The 22,854-nt window shown below is 49.0% G+C and carries 21 protein-coding genes and 11 tRNA genes; 28 read left to right on the top strand and 4 right to left on the bottom strand.

What is annotated here, in order from left to right; all coding sequences use genetic code 11:
* Positions 1-53 precede the first annotated feature (53 nt).
* From P6910_RS16265 to queC, 10 genes are all read left to right on the top strand, one after another.
* The gene (locus tag P6910_RS16265) at positions 54-518 is read left to right on the top strand and encodes a hypothetical protein (RefSeq protein WP_317142322.1); all 465 of its coding nucleotides are present in this window, start codon (positions 54-56) and stop codon (positions 516-518) included.
* A 63-nt stretch (positions 519-581) separates the two neighbouring features.
* Positions 582-995: a tol-pal system-associated acyl-CoA thioesterase gene (gene ybgC, locus P6910_RS16260; protein WP_317142321.1), complete on the top strand. Its 414-nt coding sequence runs from the start codon at positions 582-584 to the stop codon at positions 993-995.
* A 305-nt stretch (positions 996-1,300) separates the two neighbouring features.
* On the top strand, positions 1,301-1,975 hold the full coding sequence (gene tolQ / locus P6910_RS16255; protein ID WP_317142320.1) for a protein TolQ: 675 nt from the start codon (positions 1,301-1,303) through the stop codon (positions 1,973-1,975).
* A gap of 18 nt (positions 1,976-1,993) precedes the next feature.
* Positions 1,994-2,440: a protein TolR gene (tolR, locus tag P6910_RS16250; RefSeq protein ID WP_317142319.1), complete on the top strand. Its 447-nt coding sequence runs from the start codon at positions 1,994-1,996 to the stop codon at positions 2,438-2,440.
* Positions 2,441-2,519: 79 nt separating this feature from the next.
* Entirely contained in the window at positions 2,520-3,341 is an 822-nt protein-coding gene (locus P6910_RS16245; RefSeq protein WP_317146563.1) for a cell envelope integrity protein TolA, read from the top strand.
* Positions 3,338-4,807 (top strand): Tol-Pal system beta propeller repeat protein TolB, encoded by a 1,470-nt coding sequence (gene tolB / locus P6910_RS16240; RefSeq protein ID WP_317142318.1) that lies wholly within the window; start codon positions 3,338-3,340, stop codon positions 4,805-4,807. The genes P6910_RS16245 and tolB overlap by 4 nt, the downstream gene beginning before the upstream one ends.
* A 288-nt stretch (positions 4,808-5,095) precedes the next feature.
* Positions 5,096-5,656 carry an OmpA family protein gene (locus P6910_RS16235; protein WP_317142317.1) on the top strand — a complete coding sequence of 187 codons (561 nt, stop codon included), beginning with the start codon at positions 5,096-5,098 and terminating at the stop codon, positions 5,654-5,656.
* A 119-nt stretch (positions 5,657-5,775) separates the two neighbouring features.
* Positions 5,776-6,570 carry a tol-pal system protein YbgF gene (ybgF, locus tag P6910_RS16230; protein WP_317142316.1) on the top strand — a complete coding sequence of 265 codons (795 nt, stop codon included), beginning with the start codon at positions 5,776-5,778 and terminating at the stop codon, positions 6,568-6,570.
* A gap of 168 nt (positions 6,571-6,738) precedes the next feature.
* Positions 6,739-7,389, top strand: coding sequence for a 7-carboxy-7-deazaguanine synthase QueE (queE, locus tag P6910_RS16225; protein WP_317142315.1), 651 nt, complete (start codon positions 6,739-6,741; stop codon positions 7,387-7,389).
* Positions 7,390-7,561: 172 nt separating this feature from the next.
* The gene (gene queC, locus P6910_RS16220) at positions 7,562-8,239 is read left to right on the top strand and encodes a 7-cyano-7-deazaguanine synthase QueC (RefSeq protein ID WP_410493840.1); all 678 of its coding nucleotides are present in this window, start codon (positions 7,562-7,564) and stop codon (positions 8,237-8,239) included.
* Between the two features lie 90 nt (positions 8,240-8,329).
* Here queC and P6910_RS16215 read toward each other — a convergent pair whose 3' ends face one another.
* Entirely contained in the window at positions 8,330-9,700 is a 1,371-nt protein-coding gene (locus tag P6910_RS16215; RefSeq protein ID WP_317142313.1) for an esterase-like activity of phytase family protein, read from the bottom strand.
* A gap of 234 nt (positions 9,701-9,934) precedes the next feature.
* Between P6910_RS16215 and P6910_RS16210 the strand changes: the two genes are divergently transcribed.
* Positions 9,935-10,010 (top strand) — tRNA-Lys (locus P6910_RS16210).
* 102 nt (positions 10,011-10,112) lie between these two features.
* On the top strand, positions 10,113-11,159 hold the full coding sequence (gene nadA / locus P6910_RS16205; protein WP_317142312.1) for a quinolinate synthase NadA: 1,047 nt from the start codon (positions 10,113-10,115) through the stop codon (positions 11,157-11,159).
* Positions 11,160-11,192: 33 nt separating this feature from the next.
* On the opposite strand, the gene P6910_RS16200 is transcribed toward nadA, so the two are convergent.
* Entirely contained in the window at positions 11,193-12,644 is a 1,452-nt protein-coding gene (locus tag P6910_RS16200; protein WP_317142311.1) for a M48 family metalloprotease, read from the bottom strand.
* A 398-nt stretch (positions 12,645-13,042) separates the two neighbouring features.
* Here P6910_RS16200 and P6910_RS16195 point away from each other — a divergent pair, with 398 nt between their 5' ends.
* Together P6910_RS16195 and P6910_RS16190 are read left to right on the top strand one after the other, a co-directional pair.
* Positions 13,043-13,273: a sulfurtransferase TusA family protein gene (locus P6910_RS16195; protein WP_317142310.1), complete on the top strand. Its 231-nt coding sequence runs from the start codon at positions 13,043-13,045 to the stop codon at positions 13,271-13,273.
* An 80-nt stretch (positions 13,274-13,353) separates the two neighbouring features.
* Positions 13,354-14,421: an AI-2E family transporter gene (locus P6910_RS16190; RefSeq protein WP_317142309.1), complete on the top strand. Its 1,068-nt coding sequence runs from the start codon at positions 13,354-13,356 to the stop codon at positions 14,419-14,421.
* A 92-nt stretch (positions 14,422-14,513) separates the two neighbouring features.
* On the opposite strand, the gene P6910_RS16185 is transcribed toward P6910_RS16190, so the two are convergent.
* Positions 14,514-14,981, bottom strand: coding sequence for a peroxiredoxin (locus tag P6910_RS16185; RefSeq protein ID WP_317142308.1), 468 nt, complete (start codon positions 14,979-14,981; stop codon positions 14,514-14,516).
* 286 nt (positions 14,982-15,267) lie between these two features.
* Between P6910_RS16185 and dapA the strand changes: the two genes are divergently transcribed.
* The 4 genes from dapA (at position 15,268) to P6910_RS16165 (ending at position 20,152) form a co-directional block, all read left to right on the top strand.
* On the top strand, positions 15,268-16,143 hold the full coding sequence (dapA, locus tag P6910_RS16180; protein ID WP_317142307.1) for a 4-hydroxy-tetrahydrodipicolinate synthase: 876 nt from the start codon (positions 15,268-15,270) through the stop codon (positions 16,141-16,143).
* Between the two features lie 114 nt (positions 16,144-16,257).
* Positions 16,258-17,400: an outer membrane protein assembly factor BamC gene (gene bamC / locus P6910_RS16175; protein WP_317142306.1), complete on the top strand. Its 1,143-nt coding sequence runs from the start codon at positions 16,258-16,260 to the stop codon at positions 17,398-17,400.
* A gap of 315 nt (positions 17,401-17,715) precedes the next feature.
* Complete coding sequence (locus P6910_RS16170; protein WP_317142305.1) at positions 17,716-18,819, top strand: phosphoribosylaminoimidazolesuccinocarboxamide synthase; 1,104 nt, start codon at positions 17,716-17,718, stop codon at positions 18,817-18,819.
* Positions 18,820-19,291: 472 nt separating this feature from the next.
* Positions 19,292-20,152 (top strand): tetratricopeptide repeat protein, encoded by an 861-nt coding sequence (locus tag P6910_RS16165; RefSeq protein ID WP_317142304.1) that lies wholly within the window; start codon positions 19,292-19,294, stop codon positions 20,150-20,152.
* Positions 20,153-20,229: 77 nt separating this feature from the next.
* On the opposite strand, the gene rdgC is transcribed toward P6910_RS16165, so the two are convergent.
* The gene (gene rdgC, locus P6910_RS16160) at positions 20,230-21,153 is read right to left on the bottom strand and encodes a recombination-associated protein RdgC (RefSeq protein WP_317142303.1); all 924 of its coding nucleotides are present in this window, start codon (positions 21,151-21,153) and stop codon (positions 20,230-20,232) included.
* Between the two features lie 255 nt (positions 21,154-21,408).
* Between rdgC and P6910_RS16155 the strand changes: the two genes are divergently transcribed.
* The 10 genes from P6910_RS16155 (at position 21,409) to P6910_RS16110 (ending at position 22,750) form a co-directional block, all read left to right on the top strand.
* Positions 21,409-21,484 (top strand) — tRNA-Val (locus P6910_RS16155).
* 47 nt (positions 21,485-21,531) lie between these two features.
* Positions 21,532-21,608, top strand: a tRNA-Asp gene (locus P6910_RS16150).
* A 130-nt stretch (positions 21,609-21,738) separates the two neighbouring features.
* Positions 21,739-21,814, top strand: a tRNA-Val gene (locus P6910_RS16145).
* 46 nt (positions 21,815-21,860) lie between these two features.
* Positions 21,861-21,937 (top strand) — tRNA-Asp (locus P6910_RS16140).
* A gap of 71 nt (positions 21,938-22,008) precedes the next feature.
* Positions 22,009-22,084: transfer RNA gene (locus P6910_RS16135), tRNA-Val, on the top strand.
* Between the two features lie 46 nt (positions 22,085-22,130).
* Positions 22,131-22,207, top strand: a tRNA-Asp gene (locus P6910_RS16130).
* A 70-nt stretch (positions 22,208-22,277) separates the two neighbouring features.
* A tRNA-Val gene (locus tag P6910_RS16125) sits at positions 22,278-22,353 on the top strand.
* A 48-nt stretch (positions 22,354-22,401) separates the two neighbouring features.
* A tRNA-Asp gene (locus tag P6910_RS16120) sits at positions 22,402-22,478 on the top strand.
* A 70-nt stretch (positions 22,479-22,548) separates the two neighbouring features.
* Positions 22,549-22,624 (top strand) — tRNA-Val (locus P6910_RS16115).
* A gap of 49 nt (positions 22,625-22,673) precedes the next feature.
* Positions 22,674-22,750, top strand: a tRNA-Asp gene (locus P6910_RS16110).
* Positions 22,751-22,854: the final 104 nt, after the last annotated feature.

Raw genomic sequence — 22,854 nt, 5'->3', positions numbered from 1 at the left:
CGGTTTAATATTTGGACGGTTCTTTTGATAAACGAGTGACTAAGGAAACGCTGATGCTCATGAGAATTCCGGGAATCTACTGTCTGTGTGTTCTGGCGCTCACCGCTCTGAGTGGTTGTCAGAATATTACTACGGAAGCGACGCCAATGCGTCCAGGGTTCTACTCTGCACCTTTCTCTGTCTCGGCGGCAAGTTGTTCGCAAGTGCTTCATGGTTCCAGCCAGCTGCCGATTGATCTGTATCATGCCGGAGTCTGCTTCGAGCAGGGAGTGGGTACGACAGCTTCGTTAGCCCAGGCTGTTGAGCGTTACTCCATGGCGGCTCGATGGGGGATTCCGGAAGCCGCCCAAGCCTTGAGGCGTTTGCACAAACCAGTTCCAGCTCCTGATTTGCTGCAACGCAGAACAGAGCAGGAGCGGCACCTGAACAAGCAGAGACTGGATGAGGAAAAACTCAATAGAGGCTCTTATCCTCCGCCTCATTATTTGCCTCATTGTGGTCGTTCGTCGTGCTATTGACTTGCCATGGCATAGGCGTCTCTGGCAGTCTCTGATCTGATTTAATGTTATGTGACCTGCTCTGTGACTGATACCTTTTCCCTTCCCGTTCGAGTCTATTATGAAGATACCGATGCCGGCGGCATCGTATACCACGTCAATTACCTGAAGTTTATGGAGCGAGCCAGAACCGAATATCTCCGAACTACCGGTTATGACCACCAGAAGTTGTTGAAGGAAAAGAAGCAGCTGGTGGTGGTTGATGCTTCTGTTCAGTTCAAAAACATTGCCCAGCTGGATGACTCTCTTAACGTGACCGTCGCAGTCGAAAGTATGGGTAAAGCCAGGATGGTTTTTCTGCAACAGTGTTTTCGTGAAGGTCTTTTGATATGTGAAGGCCGGTTTGTGGTGGCTTGCCTGAACAGTCAAAGTAGAAAACCTACAGCGATTACAGAATCCTTACGGAATAAATTAAGTCCTGACAGCAATTCGCCCTGAGATTGGTGGTAGTATCCGTAACTAGGAGCCTGACCGAGAATAGACTGCCCTACTGCGGCGGCAGAAAATTGGTCTGAAAATCCGCTTTTGTTCGTCAAATAGCTCGCTATTCTCCTCACAAAACCGAATTTTCATCCTCAATTTTCTGCCGTCCTCGCTACGGGCGCTATTCTCGGTCAGGCTCCTAGCTGTTTATCATGAAAATGCAGTCACAGCGTCTGGCCCGATTCCAGAATGATTGTCGACGATCATTTCTCTAATAAGTATTAATCAAATTAAAAGCGAGGTTTTCAGTGGCAGATAGCATGTCCATTTGGTCACTGGTAGGCAATGCCAGTTGGATCGTTTTACTGGTGCTGATACTGCTGGTGGTGGCATCTGTTGTTTCCTGGGTGATGATCGTTCAGCGAGGGGTACTCATTCGTTCCGCTCAACGGAATATGATGGCCTTTGAAGATCGCTTCTGGTCGGGGATGGATCTGACCCAGCTCTATAAAGAGCTGGACAAAGAAGAAGACCTGGGAGGTCTGGAACTTGTTTTCCGTTCAGGCTTCAGTGAGTTTTCTCGAATGCGCTCCCAGGGTACAGGAGAGGCTGATGCTGTCATGGAAGCCACCCAGAGAGCCATGAGAGTGGCCATCTCCCGTGAGCAGGAAAAACTGGAAACACATCTGCCCTTCCTGGCCAGTGTCGGTTCGACCTGCCCTTACGTTGGTCTGTTCGGTACCGTAGTCGGCATTATGAACTCTTTCCGTGGGCTGGCTAATGTGCAGCAGGCCACTCTGGCGTCGGTTGCTCCTGGTATTGCTGAAGCCCTGATGACGACAGCGGTTGGTCTGGTGGCTGCGATTCCTGCGGTTATAGCTTATAACCGTTATGCATCCAGAGTAGAAGCCCTGCTGGCGAACTACGAGACCTTTGCGGATGAATTTTCCAGTATTCTTCATCGCAAGGTTCACAGTCGTCACACTGCAGGCTAAGGGAGCGAGTAAAAAATCATGGCTCGATCCAGAACCCGGCGCAAGCCGATGTCAGAAATCAACATGGTGCCGTTTATCGACATCATGATGGTCATGCTGGTGGCCTTTATGGTCAGTGCCCCGATGCTGACTCAGGGAGTAAAGGTAGAACTTCCGAAGGCAACCAGTAAGCCAATGCCGCTGCCTGATGATGCCAAGACCCTGATTATCTCTGTCCAGTCCGATGGCAAGTTCTTTATTGATCTGGGCGGTAATCAGGAAAGTGCCAAAGGAATGGAAGCAATCAGTGAGAAGGTAGGTAAGGTTCTTTCTGCCAGTCCCGAGACCCGGGTGTTGATTAAGGGAGATCGCAAAGTCGACTATGGCTCGGTGGTTGAGCTGATGGCCAGATTGCAGGGAGTAGGTGTTAATGATGTGGGGTTGATTACAGATCCTGCGTTGCTCAATGAAGGGACGAAGCGCTGATGATAGAAAGTGTTACCCCCTGGTTTGACTGTCAGGCAAAACAAACCATGATCATAGTATTGTGGAACGCAGGGCTGTGATGAAGAAGATTCCATTGATCGGTGCTTTATTCAATCATAAGCTTTTTCAGGGTTACGGGTTTGCAGTGGTGTTTTCCTTACTGCTGCACGTTCTGATACTGGGTCTGGTGTCCCGGGACTGGTCAACTGCTGATGAGTTGAGGATCGTACCGCCAAAAAGTATCAAAGCCAGTGTCGTTGAAATTGCCCAGCCAAAGCCAATACCGCCAGCTCCCAAGGCTGTTGTAGACAACTCGGCACAAAAAGCTCGTGAGCTTGCTGCTCAGAAACGCAAAGAAGAAGCCCGCCGACAGGCAGAAATTAAAAAACAGAAAGAGCTGGCTCTGAAAAAAGAGCAGGCAGCCAAAGAGAAAGCAAAAAAGGAAAAAGCCGCTCGTAAAGAGCAAGAGCGGCAACAGCGTCTGGCTGAAGAAAGCAGAAAGAAAAAACAACAGGAAGAGTTGCGCAGACAACTTGAGCAGGAGCGGGTTGCCCGTGAGCAGGCTCAGGCAGCTGCCGCCGAGCAGGCAGAACAAGAGGCTGGAGAAGTGGCTTACTACTCCGAACTGCTGAAAAACCTGATTGCCCGCAACTGGAACCGACCGCCCAGTGCCCGCAACAATATGGTGGCTCTGGTTCAGCTCAGTCTGTCACCTTTTGGTGACTTGCTGGAAGTAAGGTTGCTTGAAGGCAGTGGTAATGATGCCTATGATCGTTCTGTCGTACAGGCGATACAGAAGGCGGCGCCTTTTCCTGAATTGAAAAAGCTGGAACGGCGTGTGTTCGATAATAATTTCAAACGCTTTAACTTTAGGTTCAGGCCAGAGGATCTGGTGAGATGAAGCAACAACTGCAATGGTTTTCTGCCGGATTGTCGGGCAGGTTCAAAAGTGAACAGACTGTCTTCAGGGAAGACACTCGTCGTCGTGTTTATCTATTAATCTCTTCTGCAATATTTTCATGGTTCCGAAGTAGGAGTATTTTGGTCTCATCTCTGTTTGTTGTGCTGCTGACGTCAATGCAGAGTGCTCAGGCCATTCTCACAATCGAAGTGACACAGGGTAATGACAAGGCCGTCAAGGTGGCAGTACCACCTTTCAGTTGGAGTGGTAAGAAAATTTTGCCCGAAGATATGGCTTCTGTTGTGGAAGACAACCTTCATTTCAGTGGCCTTTTTGCAGCTTTGCCCAGAAAAGATATGCTCAGCTTTCCATCCAGTGCCAAAGATGTCGTTTATCGTGACTGGAATATACTGGGTGCTTCCTATCTGGTTACCGGAGAAGTGGAGCAGAAAGGCAATATGTTTGAAGTGGACTATCAGCTGTTTGATATTGTTCGCCAGAAAAGCATTATGAAAGGCAAGGTTCGAGGCGATGAAAGTCAGCTGCGCGGGCTGGCTCACCATATCAGTGATGCGGTATATGAAAAGATTACCGGCATTCCCGGCGATTTCTCTACCCGAATCATGTATGTCACTGCTGATCGTAAAAGTGCTGAACGTACGGACTACAGTCTAAACTATGCCGATGCCGATGGTCAGCGCCAGCGCGAGATACTTCGTTCAAGAGAGCCTATACTGTCACCGAGCTGGTCACCCGACGGCAGTCGTGTTGCCTATGTTTCTTTTGAAACCGGCCGTCCGGCTATCTATATTCAGGAGCTGGCTACCGGTAAGCGTCAGAAGGTAACTGACTTCAAAGGGTTGAACAGCTCTCCGGTATTTTCTCCCGATGGCAGGCAGTTAGCACTGGTTTTGTCCAAGGGGGAGAATCCCGACATTTATGTGATGGATCTGGCCACTGACAAACTCAGTCAGATTACATCGCATTTCTCGATTGATACTGAGCCAGACTGGATGCCAGATGGGAAAAGTCTGATCTTTACATCTAACCGTGGAGGCAGTGCCCAGATTTATCAGGTGGGTCTTGACAGGTTGTCAAACGGTACTGTGGTTGCTGAAGGCAAACCCAAGCGGCTGACATTTACAGGTAAATTCAATGCCCGTGCTAAAGTATTCCCTGATGGTAAATCTCTGGCATTAGTCCATAAAGGTCAGGGAGCTACCGAATTTAACATCGCCATTCTGGATCTTGACACTGGACGACTGCGTCAGCTTACGTCTGCCCGGTTGGAAGATTCACCCAGTGTTTCCCCGGGGGGGCGTCGTCTAATCTATGCGGTATCGGGAGGCAAAAACGGGGAGCTTGGCATTGTTACAGCTGATGGTCGAGTAAAATATCGCCTGCCATCGGCCGAGGGTGATGTCAGAGAGCCGGTTTGGGGGCCGTCAATAGCTACACAGCGCTAAATCGGGTTGGATTGGTTCGCTGGAGTCAGTCGAACTTGGCATTCGAGCATAAAATTCAGTAGAGTGAGCCAGCTCTTCAAATGGTCTTGTGCGAATAGTTAGGTTATTCAATCAAATTCATCTGTAGCGCTGGACGTTGTTTCTGGATTTCAGGCCGAAGAAGTCGCAAGTTCAGCTGACCCCCTTGGTATTCGGGCTAGTCCGGAGTCTGCAGTTCTGATACTGTACTGCATCAATCAATACATTGATTTTGATTTACCAACATTGATCGAACAATTGGAGCTTGTCATGCGTTTTGCCAATTTTGTCAAAGCCACCGCACTAACTGCCACTGCACTCTGGCTGGCTGGTTGTGCCTCTACAGGTGGTCAGAGTACTTCTGATGTTGAATCTAACACTGACTTTGCGACGGAAGAAGTTGTGATTGAAACCTTCCCTGCATATAGCCCTGCTGTTCAAGCCGTAATTGATAGCGGTGAGATTCAGGCTTCTCCTGAAGAGATCGAACAATTGCTGGCGCATAAAACTTACCACTTCGCTTTTGACAGCTCTAAGCTGAAACAGAGCGATTATAAGGCTCTGGACGTGCAGGCTATTTATCTGAATTCTTCTGAGGGGCGCGGCAAGAAAATCACCATTCAGGGTAATACGGATGAGCGCGGAACCCGCACATATAATCTGGCTCTGGGCGAGCGTCGTGCTAATGCTGTGAAGAACTACCTGGTTAGCAAGGGTGTATCTCCAAGCCGAATTGAAGTGATTAGCTTTGGTTTTGAGAAGCCTGTGGACCCGGCTCACAATTCAGCTGCCTGGGCTAAGAACCGTCGTGCTCACATTGTGATCAACTGATGCCCATAGTTTAAGAAGAATATCGATTTCATAATGCAGCCATGGCCCATTCACTGGTGTAAAACCCTTGGGTGGGCAGCATTTCAGACTCATGGCTGCCCGACAGGGAATGAGACTGAATGCCTCTGAAACGATCTGTTTGCTCTGCTTTTGTTGTTGCCGGTCTGGCCTCTTATGTTCAAGCAGAGGTGCCGGTGGTGGACTCCCAGCCTTCCGGAAACGCTTATTCTGTTGAGAGCTCACAAGCTCGTGAACCGGCTCCAATGGAATCATCGGTGGGAGGTACTGCCCACGTGTTGAATCTGATGGATGAGCTTCGTCAGGAGATCATGACCCTCAGGGGGCAGTTAGAAGAGCAGGCTTATCAGATCAAGCAGCTGCAGAAAGAGAACCGGGATCGTTACCTGGATCTTGATCAACGCATTTCCCGTCTGGGTGACTCTTCCAAAGAGGCGCTTGCTGGTGCAGGAGGCGCTTCAAACTCCCCGGTGACTTTACCTGCTATTGGCAAGCCTTCAGTGTCAGAGTCTGACACCCGTGAGGAAGCTGCTTATCAGGCTGCTTTCTCAATGATCAAGGACAAGCGTTTTGATGAAGCTGTTGTGGCCTTGAAAAAGTTATTGAAAGACTATCCCAAAGGTCAGTTTTCAGATAATGCACAATACTGGTTAGGTGAAGTTCAGATGGCTCAGGGCAAATACAAGGAAGCCCAGGACGACTTCCAGTCTCTGATTGATCGTTATCCTGACAGTCCAAAAGTATCTGACGCTACCTACAAGCTGGGTCGTATTCTTGATTTGCAAGGCGAAAAAGACGCTGCCAGGAAGCATCTTGAGTCAGTGATCAGTCAATACCCCGGTAGTGCTGCTGCGCGATTGTCAGATACCTATCTCAGGAATATGTCCGATTCCTGAGTCATTCTGCCTGCCCCCGGGTGGGCACTGACTCTGTTTGGGTATTTCATCCATTTCCTGTTTTCTCTTTTCCAGGGATCTTGCATTCTGTTCGGGCTACTAAACCAAAATTGACTTAAGTCGGTTGGACTCCTAGTATTGCCGACCTGAATGTCTGGTGAGAGCTCAATGACTGCTGATACCCTCAGAATTACTGAAATTTTTCACTCCCTGCAGGGAGAGTCCCGTACCTCGGGCCTGCCTACGGTCTTTGTCCGTCTGACGGGCTGTCCACTTCGTTGTGTCTGGTGTGATACCGAGTATTCATTTCACGGTGGCACCCGGATGTCTCTCGACGAGACCATAAAGGAGGTAGACAGCTATGGCGCTAAATATGTCTGTGTAACAGGCGGTGAACCTCTTGGGCAGCCAAATTGCCTGCCTTTGCTAGAGCGGCTGGTAGGCAAAGGTTATGAAGTATCACTGGAAACCAGTGGTGCCCTGGATGTTTCCCTGGTGGATGAGCGGGTGGTCAAAGTGCTCGACCTCAAGCCGCCGGCATCTGGTGAAAGTCACAGAAATCTTTACGAGAATATTGAGCACCTTACCGCTAATGACCAGGTTAAGTTCGTCATTGCCAATCGGGAAGATTATGAGTGGTCGGTCAGTAAAATGTTACAGTACAACCTCTCGGGCCGGGTGTCAGATGTACTGTTTTCTCCCGTTAACGACCAGTTGGCCCCTGATCAGCTGGCTGACTGGATCATCTCAGACAAGCTTCCGGTTCGGTTTCAGGTGCAGTTACACCGTGTGATCTGGGGCGACAAAACCGGCGTTTGAGTCAAAATCCTGCTCAGGTTGGCTGAGAGCTATTTAAGTTAACTCGTAAGCGTTTTAATAACAGTCTGGTCAGCGCTGGAGCGTCACCTGTCGCGAGCGTCGCTGTAACCCTCGACTTGGCTGCACTTTCAAAAAAGCAGGCCATGAGCGAAGAAAAATAGGAATAATGAGCATGACAAAAAAAGCAGTCATTTTACTATCCGGTGGTCTGGATTCTTCCACAGTACTGGCCATTGCCAGAGATCAGGGATATGAGTGCTATACCGTCAGCTTTGATTACGGTCAGCGACACAGGGCGGAACTCGAAGCCTCTGTTCATGTTTCTCAAGCATTGGGGGCCAGGGATCATAAAACCCTGAAACTGGACTTGCGTGATCTTGGTGGGTCTGCTTTGACGGATGACGATATTGATGTCCCTGAGGATCTGGGTGAGGGTATCCCTGTAACTTATGTACCAGCACGCAATACTGTATTTCTTTCTCTGGCACTGGGTTGGGCTGAAATTCTCGGTGCCCGGGATATTTTCATAGGCGCTAATGATGTGGATTATTCCGGCTATCCGGATTGTCGACCTGAGTACCTCGATGCCTTCGAGAAAATGGCTAACCTGGCCACCAAAGCGGGGGTTGAAGGGGGGCTCTTTCATATCCGCGCTCCGCTGCTGGAGCTGACCAAGGCTGAGATCATAAAGGAAGGCAGTCGTCTGGGGGTTGATTACGGGATGACCGTTTCTTGTTATCAGGCTGACGAACAAGGTCGCGCCTGTGGTGTCTGTGACAGCTGCCGCTATCGTAAAAAGGGCTTTGCCGAAGCCAGTGTCGCCGATCCAACGCCTTACGTAGGATCTTAAGTGTTCCAACCTGGTCACTGAACGTTTGCAAGTCTGTTCAATTTTACACTGTCGTTCTCAAACCAGTCCTGAGTACGACAGTCAGGCGATCTATTGCATCTTGAACAGTTTTTCAGGCACTTTGAAGAAGATAACATCAGTGCTTCTTGGCTTGGGAAAATTAGCACCATTATCGCTGACAAGAACCAGCAGTCTGCTGTCGTTAGTCCCGTCAGGTCCAATCGTCACCCCTTCGATATTGATTCTTTTAAAGTCCGGGAAGGTTTTTTCAAAGTCCCGGGTGCTCAGCAGACGCTTCTTTCTGAGTAAAGGCAGAGACGTATTAGCAGTCTCTTTCGGTTTCTCTTCTGGACAGGTGCATTTATTGCCTTGGTTTGGGGGAAGGGGGGCATCCAGATCAACCAGATAAACTTCCGAGTATGTATAGTTTACGGTTTTTCTGTTGGCTGCCTTGATGAAATTTTTTTCGATGACAAGAAACTGGTGATTGTTGACTGCCTGGGCGTCGCTGATGCTCTGTACAATGACGTCTGTCCGAGGGTTGTAAAGCTCTGCAGGAACAGAAGTGGGCTGATAGTGGTACTGAATCTCTGGCTTCACAGAAGCTGAAACCTGATGGACCGCTTCAGCCATTGAGAAGCGCAATACCCGACTGGGTAAAGGGTCTTTATAATGGTCCCTGTCTTGTTCATCCTGAAGAATGCCCTGTTCAGATATAGCCAGATAATCAGGGGTTCCCGGAAGGTGGATGACAGTTTCGAAGCCTCGGTTTCGCTTGACCCCCTTTTTATTGGGGTCTTCACTGTGCCAGTTGAACTGAGTGTCATAGATGCCGGGTACCCAGTGAGGTATCTTCCAGTCAAAGCGCCAGCCGATATTGGAAAATTCGCTGGGGTATTGGTATGCGCCCAGAAGAGATCCGTCTCTACCTACTTTCAGAAGAGAACTGTGAATATTCCATCCAGGGAATCGAATCCAGGGGTAGACCAGGTTGAACAGAAAGGTTGCGTTTTGTTCCGAAGCGACCAGAAAAGCGCTGTCGCCAAGAAAATCAAAGCCTTCCGTATCAATATGCCCATGGGTTGTCCAAAAAACAGAGTCATTAGGTTCAATGACAACTTCCCTGACTCGTCTGCCAGACTCTTGCAGGAAAGTACCTTTGCTTTTTGCAATGCCTTTCCTCCTAATCAGGGTTTCCTCCGGAATGAGATAGTATCGGGGCGAGCCGTTTTTGTTGTAATAGTTGGGAATGGCCCCGGTATCATCTGAAAGCAGAATGAATTGATTGTGGGCTTTGTCGTAACGGATGGAAGAAATTCCCAGGATTGGCTGGTCTTCACTGTAATCCAGCTTTTTACTACCGAGAAGCATTACGCCGTTCTGGCTGGTAATGGCAGTTTCAGGGGATAACAAAGCATAGGTGAGAAAAAGGAAGAGAGGCCATAGTCCTTTAGATGACATGAGGCTACCTTTGTTAAAGGAGGTTCGTAGAAACTGGTATAATCCTAGTCTAAATTCAGGAAGTTACCGGAGGGTCAGTGGGTCAGTTTTGGTGAGATGCTTCAGAGTTGGAATCATTCATAGATGAGTATTCAGTGAATAAACAGATGCGGTAGAGTCTTATACCCAACAGGCAGGAAAGGTTGAAGAAAAAACTTGCAAGATTTAAGCGACTGAGTATTATGGCGCCGCGTCGGGTCGTTAGCTCAGTTGGTAGAGCAGTTGGCTTTTAACCAATTGGTCGTAGGTTCGAATCCTACACGACCCACCATTTTCCCTTCTCTTTTTTCCCGGCTGTCTGAATCTTTCATTTGTGTTAAAATCGGCAAGATTTGCCTAATTATGTCTTATAGAGACTTTCAGAACGATTTTTATGAGTGTACTTAGTGATAGAGCATTTGTTCAGGAGCATCTCGGTAGCGCACCCGTTCAGGGTCTGGACGAAGCAAAAGAGCAAGCACTGAAGCAGAAAGTGCGAGAGCTTCTGGAACAGGAAAACGCTGTTCTTGTCGCTCATTATTACACTGAGCCTGTCGTTCAGGCGCTGGCCGAAGAAACCGGTGGTTATGTAGCAGATTCCCTGGAAATGGCTCGCTTTGGACGTGATCACTTTGCGGATACTCTGGTTGTTGCTGGCGTTCGCTTTATGGGTGAGACTTCCAAGATCCTCAGCCCTCAAAAACGTGTTTTGATGCCAACGCTGGAAGCAGAATGCTCTCTGGATCTTGGCTGTCCGGTCGATGACTTTTCGGCTTTTTGTGATCAATACCCCGATCGTGAAGTGGTTGTCTATGCCAATACATCTGCGGCGGTAAAAGCACGGGCTGACTGGGTTGTGACTTCCAGTTGTGCTGTGGACATCGTCGAGCATCTGATGGATCAGGGCAAAAAAATCATCTGGGGGCCGGATAAATATCTGGGCAGTTACATCCAGAAGAACACTGGGGCAGACATGCTGCTCTGGAACAGTAGCTGTATCGTTCATGAAGAATTCAAGGCCAGGGGTATTGAAGACCTCAAACGGGTTTACCCGGATGCTGCGGTTCTTGTGCACCCTGAATCACCAGACTCGGTTGTGCAGGTGGCAGACGTCGTTGGTTCTACCAGCCAATTGCTGAAAGCTTCTCAGGAAATGCCAAACTCAACCTTTATTGTGGCAACGGATCGAGGTATTTTCTACAAAATGCAACAGGCTTCCCCTGATAAGTCTTTTGTAGAAGCGCCAACTGCCGGTAGCGGTGCTACCTGCAAGAGTTGTGCCCATTGTCCGTGGATGGCAATGAACTCTCTGGAAGCACTGGTTCAGTGTCTGGAAAAACCAGGCAAGTTGAATCTGGTGAACGTCGATGATGAGTTGCGAGAGAAGTCTCTGATTCCTCTGAATCGTATGCTCGATTTCACAGCATCACTATCAGCCTGAGGTATGGCCGCCGATCATGGCGGCCTTGTCTGATCAGCTTTTTTCAAGTTTCTTGCGATATTCAAATATGTCGTTTAACTTTTTGTCGATCTTGGCTCTCAGGGCGTAATTATCCCCCACCATTTTTCGAGCAAACTGAAGGTGCTTGATGGCATCGTCAAGATTGCCTGTTAAGAAGAAGTACTCTGCCCGGGCCTGATGTAAGCCCAGAATGTCATTGGACTGACCTTGGGCTTCCGCCAGTTCATACCAGATATCCGGGTCGTCGGGTCGAGTGCGACTCAGTCTCAGAAGAAGGTCTCTGGCTTCGCTGAATTTTTTTGCCTGAATCAGAATATCCGCTTTGGTTGCCATCAACGGATAGTTATCCAGATGAATTGAAAGTGCCGCATCCAGTCGTTTAATCGCTTCAATGGATTGTCCGGTAGCTGATTCCAGCTGCGCCTGAGCCATAATTAAATGCAGATTGCGAGGGTATTTCTTCAGCAGAACAGTCAGTTCTTTTTCTGCTGTTTTGTAATCCCGTGCTTCAATGCTCGCCAGTGCAAGACCATAGCGGGTAGTGTCTTCTGAGCTGGTATGACCGGTCTTCAGTTCCTGCTTTAACTGACGTGCATAACGGGCCGGATCTTCGGTGCTGAGTACGAATAGTCTGGTTCGAGTTAACTGATAATCAAGACTGCCCTGAGAACCCTCGAAAGGCAATTGTGCAGCCCTGGCTCTGGAGTCTGAAATGCGGTTGTCAGTAACGGGGTGCGTCAGCAGAAACTCCGGAGGTCTGCTCTGATATCGTCTGGACTTGTTCATGTTCTCAAATATTTCAGGCATGGCCTGGGGATCAAAGCCCGCTCTGGCAAGAGTCTGAATGCCAATATTGTCGGCCTCGCGTTCAAACTGTCTGCTGAAGCGCAAACGACTGGTCTGGATGCCGGCCACCGTTGTTGATAGTGCCGCGGCACCTACTTCAGTTCCTGCTGTTGCCATCAGGACAACCGATGCAAGAACGGCAGCAGCGGTTGGCAGGCTCTTGTTCTTGGCATCTTCAACGTTTCGGGCGTAATGACGCTGGCTCAGGTGAGCTAATTCGTGAGCGAGTACGGCAGCAAATTGAGCTTCTGTGTCAGCATTGAAGAACAGTCCGGAGTTGACCCCGATAATTCCGCCCGGTGCTGCAAAAGCGTTCAGTACGCTACTGTCTATTACTATGGTGTTTAATCGGTGATCTTTAATCTCACTGAATTCAGCCAGACGGTAGACGAGTCTTTCGAGGTATTCCTTGACCTCGGGGTCACTGACCGTAGGGGTTCGGCTGCGTATATATTTCAGATAAGTCTGTCCCAGCTCATACTCCTGTTGAGGTGAGACGACTCCGGAGGTGCTGTCCCCCAGGCTGGGTAGTTCAATTGGGGCCGCGCTTACCACTGCGGAAGAAGTTCCGAGCCAGGTGCTTAGCAGGGCTGCCATCAGGAAACCCGGTTGCTTCATAGAATATCCATACTCATATAATCTGCGGTACACTGTATCGTCATAGAGGTGTTGGCTCAAACAGCTATGAAAAAAAACATCGTATTTTACGGCCTCCTTACTTTTCGGGTCAGGCCGATAATGCGTGTATCATGACTGGCCTTTGTGGTAATGGAAAGGGTAGCCATCACTTCATTTCACACGTCACCGACATTTGCACCAGAGCCTTTTAGTAAGACTTGGGTGGGATGGCAACTTGCCTGCCGTTTCCGGGCAAGTGTGTGAATGACACTTGGATACATTTTTACACTATAAGCGCATTACTGGTTTATTAATTATCAGTCGGTTCAGCATAACATTGGCAGCAGGGTTCCTGTACAGCTGATTTTCAGCTTTCCTGAGGGAGAATAAGTTTCATCATGATAGAAGTGGATGTTGAACTGGATCTGAAGGGAATGAGTTGTCCGCTCCCTCTGCTCAGAGCCAAGCAGGCGCTCAGTAAAATGGATCAGGGCGAAGTGTTGCGGATTCAGGCCACAGACCCGGGCTCGGTTCGGGATTTTGCCAGCTTTGCCCGCATCAGTGGTCATAAACTGTTGGCCAGTGATGAAGCTTTCGGGGTATTTATCTTTACTCTCGAGCATAAATAAGGTCGGATTGTTAATATCCCGAGCCTGACTGACAATAGACAACCTGGTCAGTTTTCTGAGTAAGTCATAAGGAAGAAAATATGCTGGATATCATCAGGGATTGGCTGAACCGTTACCTGTCGGATCATGAGGCTCTGGTGCTGCTGTTGATGCTGGTGACCGGATTTTTGGTCATCATCTTTATGGGTAATATGTTGGCCCCGGTCCTGGCGGCACTGGTATTGGCATTTTTGATGCAGGGTGTGGTGAACTTACTCGAAAAATGGGGGGTACCCCATCTCTTAGCCGTCAGCCTCATTTTCACTCTCTTTATGGCGGTTCTACTTGTTTCAATATTCCTGTTGATTCCATTGATCTGGCAACAGGTCACTGGTTTACTGAATGAACTGCCAAATATGGTGAAACAGGGGCAGATGATTCTGAAAGAGTTGCCAGAACTCTATCCGGCCTTTATTTCGGAATCCCAGACAGCGGCTCTCAGTAGTGCTATTAATACGCATCTGGCCAAGTTCGGACCCTGGGCGTTGTCTTTCTCTATCTCCAAGTTACCTGGTGCCCTGGGTATCCTGGTTTATCTGATCCTGGTCCCCATTCTGGTGTTCTTTTTTCTTAAGGATAAAACTGAACTGCTTGGCTGGATTGGTAACCGCTTACCCATGCGGCGTCGCCTGATTATTCAGGTGGCTGACGAAATGAATGACCAGATTGCCAACTACATACGGGGTAAGGTTATTGAGATTTTGATTGTTGGTGGAGTCAGTTTTGTCGCTTTTGCCTGGCTTGGGCTGAACTATGCCTTCCTGCTATCTGTACTGGTGGGCTTTTCGGTAGTGGTTCCCTATATCGGTGCCACTGTGGTTACAATTCCTATTGCTCTGATTGGTCTCTTTCAATGGGGTGTGGGGCAAGAGTTCATGATGTTGATGATTGTCTACGGCATCATTCAGGCTCTGGATGGCAATGTTCTGGTTCCCCTGCTGTTTTCCGAGGCGGTTAACCTGCACCCGGTTGCTATTATCGTTGCGGTTCTGGTGTTTGGGGGAGTCTGGGGCTTCTGGGGAATATTCTTTGCGATTCCACTGGCGACCCTGCTAAAGGCAGTGATGAATGCCTGGCCCAGTGTGCATGATGTGGAAATGGTCAGCTAGGGGTCGTCATCAATACAATAAAACCGGGCTGTCTGATTACCATTAGAGTATTTCTTTAAGGGCCATCGCGGGTAGATGGCCCGTTTGGATGGTCAACCCAGTGCCTGAGCAGCCTGTAGAACGTCTTCTACATGGTGTTTGATCCTTACCTTGCGCCACTCATGTTGCAGTGTGCCCTCACGATCAATGAGGAACGTGCTGCGCTCAATTCCCATGTACTCTTTGCCGTACATATTTTTTAACTTGATGACGTCAAACAGTTTGCAGAGCTCTTCATTCGGGTCGGAGATCAGCTCGAACGGGAACTCATGTTTAGCCTTGAAATTTTCGTGAGATTTCAGGCTGTCACGGGAGACACCGAAAATCAGGGTGTCAGCTTCCTGAAATTCCTGGAACAGATCCCGGAAAGTCTGGCCTTCACTAATGCAGCCTGGAGTGTTGTCTTTAGGGTAGAAATAGATGACGACCTTCTTGCCTTTCAGTTCGGACAGGGTGACGGTGGTGTTATTGGTTGCCTGGGCGGTGAATTCCGTAACGGGTTGGCCTAGGGTAAAACTCATTGTTCTTCCTTCGATTCTGTTGTCTTTGATAGTAAGTCTGAATAGTAAACGGTTGTCTCTGCTTCAGCTGGCTTTGATGGATGTCAGAATTTTATATTCAGCCACAAAAACGGCCAGATCAACAGAATGTTTTCAGATGCAGCGAACCTGTAGCATAGTGCGAATGACTGACAATGGTCTATAAAGCTGGACTGAGTTTGGCAGAATGTCAACGCTGCCCTTGTTAATGCCGGTGCTCGTCAGTAACATTACGCACAGCTTATGATTGATCTCTTGGAGTGGATAGATGATTACCGGTAGCCTTGTAGCGCTTGTGACCCCGATGCAGGACGATGGAGAACCGGACTGGGAACGTCTTCAGAAACTGGTTGAATTTCATATAGAGGAAGGTACTGATGGCATCGTGGCGGTGGGTACTACCGGAGAATCTGCTACTCTGACCGTGCAAGAACACTGCGAAGTGATTAAACGGATTGTCAGACAGGTTAATGGCCGTATTCCGGTGATTGCCGGTACCGGAGGAAATTCTACCCAGGAAGCTGTTTTGCTGACAGCAGAGGCAAAAATCCTGGGGGCTGATGCCAGCCTGCTGGTGACTCCTTATTACAACAAGCCAACCCAGGAAGGTTTGTACCTGCATTTCAAAACCATTGCTGATTCTGTGGCCATTCCGCAGATTCTCTATAATGTACCCGGTCGTACTGCCGTGGATATGTTGCCTGAGACTGTGGCGCGTCTGTCCGGTCACGAAAATATCGTCGGTATAAAAGAAGCGACCGGCATTGTCGAGCGTGGCATTCAGATTCGTGAGCTGTGCGGGAATGACTTTGCTATATACTCCGGTGATGACGCTACCGGCATGGAGATGATGTTGCAGGGCGCTAACGGTGTTATTTCTGTAACCAATAATCTGGCGCCACGGAAAATGCATGAAATGTGTGTAGCGGCTCTTAATGGAGATCGCGCTACAGCCGAGGCAATTAACGCTAAACTGGACGGACTGCATCAGAATCTGTTTGTTGAGGCGAATCCGATTCCTGTGAAATGGGCGCTGTCGGAAATGGGGCTGATTGGAGAGGGTATACGCCTGCCACTGACTCCCTTGTCCGAAGGTTGCCACCCGGTTCTGCGTGAAGCCTTGAAGCAGGCTGAACTGATTTAATTATTCAAGGGACCAGGCGTTGAGCCTGATCCCGGCACCTGATTATGACTGAACCCGGGAAACGAAAGGTATCATCCGGGGGACTGTTATGGAGCTTTTCAGAATGGAGATCGTATGTCGCTAGCGATGAAAACCTTGCCGGTTGTGGCCTGTGCTCTGGCACTGGCAGGTTGTTCCAATCCATTCGGCAAGGAGGGTTATTTCCGGGATAAATCCGGTGATTATACTCAGGCACGGGTGACCCGGTCGCTGGAAATACCGGAGCAGATGAATGCAGAGCCCATGGTGGACTCCTTGTCTATTCCGCCCATTTCTGCGGATCACTCGCAACTGGAATCCGATTTTGATGTGCCCAGACCTGACCAGCGCCTGACTCAGGAAGAAGGTGGCGTCTATACCATCGAAAGGGCAGGTAATGAAGAGTGGTTGCTGGTGGGGCATTCGCCCAGTGAAGTCTGGCCAAAGGTTCTGGCTTTCCTTGAGGAGAACAACATTCCTGCCAGATCCCGTAATGACAAACAGGGCGTTCTTGAAACAGAGTGGACTGATCTGGGCAAAGACCCTGAAAAAGGTTATGTCTCCCGTGCCTTCAGTAAGTTGATCGGTGCTGAGGTGACCGGTCCTGTTGAAGACCGTTTCCAGTTCGAAGTGCGCCAGGGTGTGAAACCAAATTCCTCTGAGGTGCGTCTGAAGATCAAGTCTCGCGCCGTTCCTGAAGAAAGTCAGAGAATTACCACTGAGCCGGATTGGAACAACTTTGCAGAGCGCAGTCAGAAGATGGGTGACAGTATATTGAATGAACTGCTGTTGTTCATGGTGCGTGATGGCAGTGAAGAATCCGTCTCCTATCTTGCTCAGGATCTGAATCTGGATAACCTGGCTATTATGGAACAGGACGGTGCTGGTAATCCGCTACTGAGAATGGATCAGCTCTCCTATGCCCGTAGTTGGTCTGCTGTTGATGCTGCACTGCAACAGGCTGGGGTGGATGTGACCGATAAGAACCGCTCGGCGGGTATTTTCTACCTGCAGGTAGATCCTGAAGGAGTGATCAAGAAAGAGAAAGAATCCGGTGGCTGGTTCAGTGGCTGGTTTGGCGGTGATGAAAAGAAAGAGACACCTAAGGATATTCTATTAATGAGGGTTTCAGAATTGAATGGGGTCGTCAGGGTATCGGTAGAAAAGGATGCCAATACCTCAGCACCTGCCGAGATCAGTCGTAAGTTGCTGAATCTTGTGAAGGAAAACCTCAAATAGGGTAGAATCTCATTGTAAAAGCCAGTCTCCATGACTGGCTTTTTTGTTTTGTTTGCCAGGCAACGCAAACAGTTCCATGGAGCGGCTTCCAGGAGCCTGACCGAGAATAGACTGCCCTACTGCGGCGGCAGCAAATTGGTCTGAAAATCCGCTTTTGTTCGTCAAATAGCTCGCTATTTTCCTCACAAAACCGAATTTTCATCCTCAATTTTCAGCCGTCCTCGCTACGGGGTCGCCTAGACGGGCGCTATTCTCGGTCAGGCTCCTGGTTTCGCTTCTGTTGATTGTCCATTAGTAGAATGCAGGATATTGGCAATGAGCCTTGCTGATAAAGTACTGGCCGTAAATAACGACCTTCCTATTCGTACAGAGCTTCCCGTGCACTCAGGTAAGGTTCGCTCTGTTTATTGGTTGACAGAGGCGGACAGCCGTCGTCTGATCAGGGAAAAGGGCTATGATGTAGCCGGTGATACGCCTCTGGCCATCATGGTAATTTCTGACCGGATGAGTGCCTTTGACTGCATCTGGAAGGGTGAAGGAAACATGCAGGGAGTACCCGGAAAAGGCGCTGCCCTGAATGCGATCTCCAATCACTGGTTCAAACTGTTCAGGGAGTCGGGTCTGGCTGACAGCCATATACTGGATATTCCCCATCCCTTCGTCTGGATCGTTCAAAAAGCCCGGCCAGTGATGATTGAAGCGATCTGTCGTCAATACATTACAGGATCCATGTGGCGTGCCTACAGCAAGGGTGAGCGTGATTTCTGTGGTATCCGGCTTCCGGATGATCTTGAGAAGGATCAGAAGTTACCGGAGTTGCTGATAACACCTTCCACCAAGGGGATTCTGAAAGGGATTCCCGGTGTGCCGGAAGTCGATGATGTTAATATCACCCGCGCTGACCTTGAGGCGAATTACGGGGCTTTTAACTTTCGCAAGCCTGAAGATATTGATCGTTATGAAAGGCTTCTGAAAGAAGGCTTTGATGTCATTTCAGAAGCCCTTGGCAAGCTGAATCAGGTGTTTGTGGATACCAAGTTTGAGTTTGGTTATGTCACCACTGCCAGTGGTCAGGACAAGCTCATTTACATGGATGAAGTAGGAACGCCGGATTCATCCAGAATCTGGGATGGCGCTTCATACAGAGTGGGTAAGGTGGTGGAAAACTCCAAGGAAGGTTTTCGCCAACAGTTGCTGAATTATTTTCCTGATCCGGACATTCTGCTCAACAAGGATCGAATGGACGAGCGACGGGCTCTGGCCGAAGAAAATGAGCTGCCTCAATCCATTATGATGGCTGTATCCAGAACCTATCTGGATATTGCTGAGCGCATTACAGGCCAGCCTGTTCGACTCTCAGACAGTCCCAAAGCTGAAATTGTTGCCATTCTCAAGGATCAATATGGTTTGATTGATTAAAGGTTGTGGTCAGGCGTTCTTCAGTCGTCTGAGGCGGTTGAAGGGGTTTGGCCGCTTAATAGCGATTGGTTATTAGCGAAAACGTGCGGCATGACGGTAATTAGCCCTCTTTTTTCAATAGATGGTCCGAATAAGGCTTACGTCATCTGTTTTTTATGCACAAATGTCAAGCCCTTGACGTCAAAAAAAAGCATCGAGTCTAAGTAATTGATTTTATAAGGATGAGTTGTAACTTATTGAAAATTAAAGAAAATTATTTGATCAAAAAATGATCGATTTGTATGTGAGGCAGTAAGAATCGGTCTTTCTGAATGATTTGGCAGGTTCTTCCACAAAGTTATCCACAGATTTTGTGGGTAAGATTGCAGTAATGCTTCACTGACAAGTCATATGATCTGCCTTCAAAGCCCTTTATGACAACTTTTTATTAAAGAATGCTGCGCTCCTGACGAGGCGGCTAGAGAATCTGAGTATGAACGAATTGCCGAATATTGTTGATCTGACAGAAGAAAATGTTCGAGAAGTATTAGTTGAACAGTCGGCCCAGCGACCGGTGCTACTGGATATCTGGGCTGAGTGGTGTGAGCCCTGCAAAAGCCAGCTACCGATTCTGGCCAATCTGGTAGAGAACTATCAGGGTAAGTTTTTGCTGGCCAAACTGGATGCGGATCAACCTCTGGGTCAGCAGTTAATGGCTCAGCTGGGTGTCCGCAGTGTACCGACACTGGTTTTCTTCCATCAGGGGCAACCTGTGCAGGTGTTGTCAGGTTTGCAGACTGAGGTGGCCCTGAGAGAAGTGTTGGATCCTTTGACTATTAGCCCTGTGGAGCGCATCCGTTTGCAGGTCGATCAGTTGATTGATGAGGGGCAGCATGAGCAGGCTCTGCTGCTGTTGCAGCAGATTTTACAGGAAGAGCCCAAAAATCACGCACTTCAGGTACTACAGGTTAACCTTCTGCTGGAAGTAGGTCGTCTTGACGATGCCAAAGCATTGATGGCTGTACTGCCTGACGATGCCGCGGGTATTGCCCAGCCCAGGGCGAAGCTGGCTTTCTATGAGATGGTAGTTCATGCACCGCAAATGGCAGAACTGGAAGCTCGCCTTCATGATGATGAAAAAGATCATGAGGCCCGTTATCAGCTTGCTATCCGTCAGGTGATTGCCGATGAAAATGAGCAGGCCCTGGAAAACCTTCTGTTGATTGTCAGAACAGACCGTACCTTCCGTGAAGACGGAGCCAGACTGTTAATGCTGAAGGTTTTTGATCAGCTGGGGGCTGGAGACCCAATGGCCAAGCGTTATCGTGGCAAGCTGTTTGGGTTGATGCATTGACGGATTAATGAATGGGTATGAGTTGGGCTTCCTGTGAAGGGAAGCCCGGTGGCGGGCTTTTTTACCTGAGCCGTTGCTTAAGATTCAGTTGCCACTTCTGTAAGTCCGCCCAGCGCCTCTGCCAGGTCATTGATCAGCTTTCTCAGCGAAAGGCTCATGACAGCGAAATCGGCATCGAATTGTTCCGCTGCGGTTTCCGCTTCTACTTCGTCCAGTTGATCCTGAATCACTTCAGTAAATTTCAGCTTTCGTACAATCAGATCATCGCTGAGCACAAAAGTCTGTGCTTCGTCCCATTGCAGGGATAATTTGCTCACCTGCATGCCACCCTCCAGGTGAGCTTGAATTTCTTCTGTGATCAACGCCTGCCGGCGAACATTGATCTGCCCACCCTCATCACCAGGCTCCCGCAGGTCGCATTCGTCACCCAGAATAAAGGGAGCTGGGACAGCAGGGTTTTCTGAAAGCCATTGTGTCATGGACGCTGAGGGCAGGTTCTTTAAGGGGGGGTTAATAACCGGCAGGCTGCCGAGGCACTCTCTGAGACAGCTGGTCAGTTCTTCTGCTTTCTTGAAAGAAGAAGCGTCCACAACCAGCCATCCCTCTCTTGTATCCATGTAAGCGAACGTCTTCTGGTGTTTGGTGAAAGCCCTGGGCAACAGCTCCATCATAATGTCGTCCTTGAGTGCTTTCTTTTCCTTACTGAACACTTCCCGTTGTTCTTCCTGTTCTATGGTTTCTATTTTCTCTTCCAGGGCATCTTTGATAACACTGGCGGGAAGAATCTTTTCCTCTTTCTTGGCGCAGATCATGACAAAATCACCACTGGTGTGAGTCAGCATATCTCCATGGCGACCTAAAGGTGGGACCCAGCCATAGGAGCTGATGTCCTGACTGTTGCAGCCACGAAAGCGTTTTTCAGAGAGCTTTTCTTCCAGCTCTTCGCTGTTCCATGCAATGGGTTTGGTGAAACGATAGAAAATCAGGTTTTTAAACCACATGATTGAGTCCGTGCAAAATTGAGTGCCTGCATTATACGCATCAGGCTTACGCTAAGTGAGAGAATGTGTGTTGTTTACGGTATTGAACATTCATAAAGCTGCTTTAACAAGGAAGCGTTCTCGTAGCGTGAATACCGTTTTGTAATGCTATGTTATCAACACTTATAAAAAAAGTGTCTAAAGGCGGTTGCGTGAGGTTCGGTTCGCTGCTTATAATGCGCCGCGTTGTTGAGAGACACACGGCCAGTACCGAGAGGGTGATTAGCTCAGCTGGGAGAGCATCTGCCTTACAAGCAGAGGGTCGGCGGTTCGATCCCGTCATCACCCACCACTTTGAATGTTAAGACGTAAAGTGGCAGGTTAATTGTGCTGCATAGCGGACCGGTAGTTCAGTTGGTTAGAATGCCGGCCTGTCACGCCGGAGGTCGCGGGTTCGAGTCCCGTCCGGTCCGCCATCCTGATTCAGGAGGCAGCAGTGGATGATTTCTTTTTTTATCCCTTCTCTCGATCAGGACTTGAACGACAAATGTCTTCATGTATAGTTCAGTCTCGACTCGCCAGCCAGGAGTCGTTAAAAAATACTTTGGGTGATTAGCTCAGCTGGGAGAGCATCTGCCTTACAAGCAGAGGGTCGGCGGTTCGATCCCGTCATCACCCACCAGATTTATAGAGAGCAGTGATTGAACAGCTCTTTATTAAAAGAATGCGGACCGGTAGTTCAGTTGGTTAGAATGCCGGCCTGTCACGCCGGAGGTCGCGGGTTCGAGTCCCGTCCGGTCCGCCACGCTTATTAATTGAAAGCAAAGATTGTACGACAGGCGCAATCGATGTCTGAAGTCTGAAGACTTTGGGTCTGGGTGATTAGCTCAGCTGGGAGAGCATCTGCCTTACAAGCAGAGGGTCGGCGGTTCGATCCCGTCATCACCCACCAGATTTATACAGAGCAGTGATTGAACAGCTCTTTATTAAAAGAATGCGGACCGGTAGTTCAGTTGGTTAGAATGCCGGCCTGTCACGCCGGAGGTCGCGGGTTCGAGTCCCGTCCGGTCCGCCACGCTTCTTAATTGAAAGCAAAGATTGTACGACAGGCGCAATCGATCTCTGAAGTCAAAAACTTCAGATCAGGGTGATTAGCTCAGCTGGGAGAGCATCTGCCTTACAAGCAGAGGGTCGGCGGTTCGATCCCGTCATCACCCACCAGATTTATAGAGAGCAGTGATTGAATACAGCTCTTTATTAAAAGAATGCGGACCGGTAGTTCAGTTGGTTAGAATGCCGGCCTGTCACGCCGGAGGTCGCGGGTTCGAGTCCCGTCCGGTCCGCCACGCTTCTTAACTGAAAGCAAAGATTGCATGACAGGCGCAATCGATCTATGAAGCCAGAAGCTTTAGATCAGGGTGATTAGCTCAGCTGGGAGAGCATCTGCCTTACAAGCAGAGGGTCGGCGGTTCGATCCCGTCATCACCCACCAAAATTTATAGAGAGCAGTGATTGAATACTGCTCTCTATTAAAAGAATGCGGACCGGTAGTTCAGTTGGTTAGAATGCCGGCCTGTCACGCCGGAGGTCGCGGGTTCGAGTCCCGTCCGGTCCGCCATCTACAAAAACGATTATCTTTGGGTAGTCGTTTTTTTTTATTTACAGATGGCCAGGTTTAAGGCGAAAAAAAAGCTAGTACTGAACCAGCTTTTTTGGAAAGGG

It is taken from the genome of Endozoicomonas sp. 8E, from assembly GCF_032883915.1.
Classification (GTDB): domain Bacteria; phylum Pseudomonadota; class Gammaproteobacteria; order Pseudomonadales; family Endozoicomonadaceae; genus Endozoicomonas_A.
Note: the sequence above shows the minus strand (reverse complement) of the source record. Positions and strands in the feature narration are given on the sequence as shown.

Coding starts and splice junctions, on each gene's coding strand:
- tolQ (WP_317142320.1), top strand. CDS start 1,301: ATGTCCATTTGGTCACTGGTAGGCAATGCCAGTTGGATCGTTTTACTG.
- tolR (WP_317142319.1), top strand. CDS start 1,994: ATGGCTCGATCCAGAACCCGGCGCAAGCCGATGTCAGAAATCAACATG.
- ybgF (WP_317142316.1), top strand. CDS start 5,776: ATGCCTCTGAAACGATCTGTTTGCTCTGCTTTTGTTGTTGCCGGTCTG.
- P6910_RS16245 (WP_317146563.1), top strand. CDS start 2,520: ATGAAGAAGATTCCATTGATCGGTGCTTTATTCAATCATAAGCTTTTT.
- P6910_RS16185 (WP_317142308.1), bottom strand. CDS start 14,981: ATGAGTTTTACCCTAGGCCAACCCGTTACGGAATTCACCGCCCAGGCA.
- rdgC (WP_317142303.1), bottom strand. CDS start 21,153: ATGTGGTTTAAAAACCTGATTTTCTATCGTTTCACCAAACCCATTGCA.
- P6910_RS16265 (WP_317142322.1), top strand. CDS start 54: ATGCTCATGAGAATTCCGGGAATCTACTGTCTGTGTGTTCTGGCGCTC.
- queC (WP_410493840.1), top strand. CDS start 7,562: ATGACAAAAAAAGCAGTCATTTTACTATCCGGTGGTCTGGATTCTTCC.
- P6910_RS16195 (WP_317142310.1), top strand. CDS start 13,043: ATGATAGAAGTGGATGTTGAACTGGATCTGAAGGGAATGAGTTGTCCG.
- P6910_RS16190 (WP_317142309.1), top strand. CDS start 13,354: ATGCTGGATATCATCAGGGATTGGCTGAACCGTTACCTGTCGGATCAT.
- bamC (WP_317142306.1), top strand. CDS start 16,258: ATGTCGCTAGCGATGAAAACCTTGCCGGTTGTGGCCTGTGCTCTGGCA.
- P6910_RS16215 (WP_317142313.1), bottom strand. CDS start 9,700: ATGTCATCTAAAGGACTATGGCCTCTCTTCCTTTTTCTCACCTATGCT.
- P6910_RS16235 (WP_317142317.1), top strand. CDS start 5,096: ATGCGTTTTGCCAATTTTGTCAAAGCCACCGCACTAACTGCCACTGCA.
- nadA (WP_317142312.1), top strand. CDS start 10,113: ATGAGTGTACTTAGTGATAGAGCATTTGTTCAGGAGCATCTCGGTAGC.
- P6910_RS16165 (WP_317142304.1), top strand. CDS start 19,292: ATGAACGAATTGCCGAATATTGTTGATCTGACAGAAGAAAATGTTCGA.
- queE (WP_317142315.1), top strand. CDS start 6,739: ATGACTGCTGATACCCTCAGAATTACTGAAATTTTTCACTCCCTGCAG.
- dapA (WP_317142307.1), top strand. CDS start 15,268: ATGATTACCGGTAGCCTTGTAGCGCTTGTGACCCCGATGCAGGACGAT.
- P6910_RS16170 (WP_317142305.1), top strand. CDS start 17,716: ATGAGCCTTGCTGATAAAGTACTGGCCGTAAATAACGACCTTCCTATT.
- P6910_RS16200 (WP_317142311.1), bottom strand. CDS start 12,644: ATGAAGCAACCGGGTTTCCTGATGGCAGCCCTGCTAAGCACCTGGCTC.
- tolB (WP_317142318.1), top strand. CDS start 3,338: ATGAAGCAACAACTGCAATGGTTTTCTGCCGGATTGTCGGGCAGGTTC.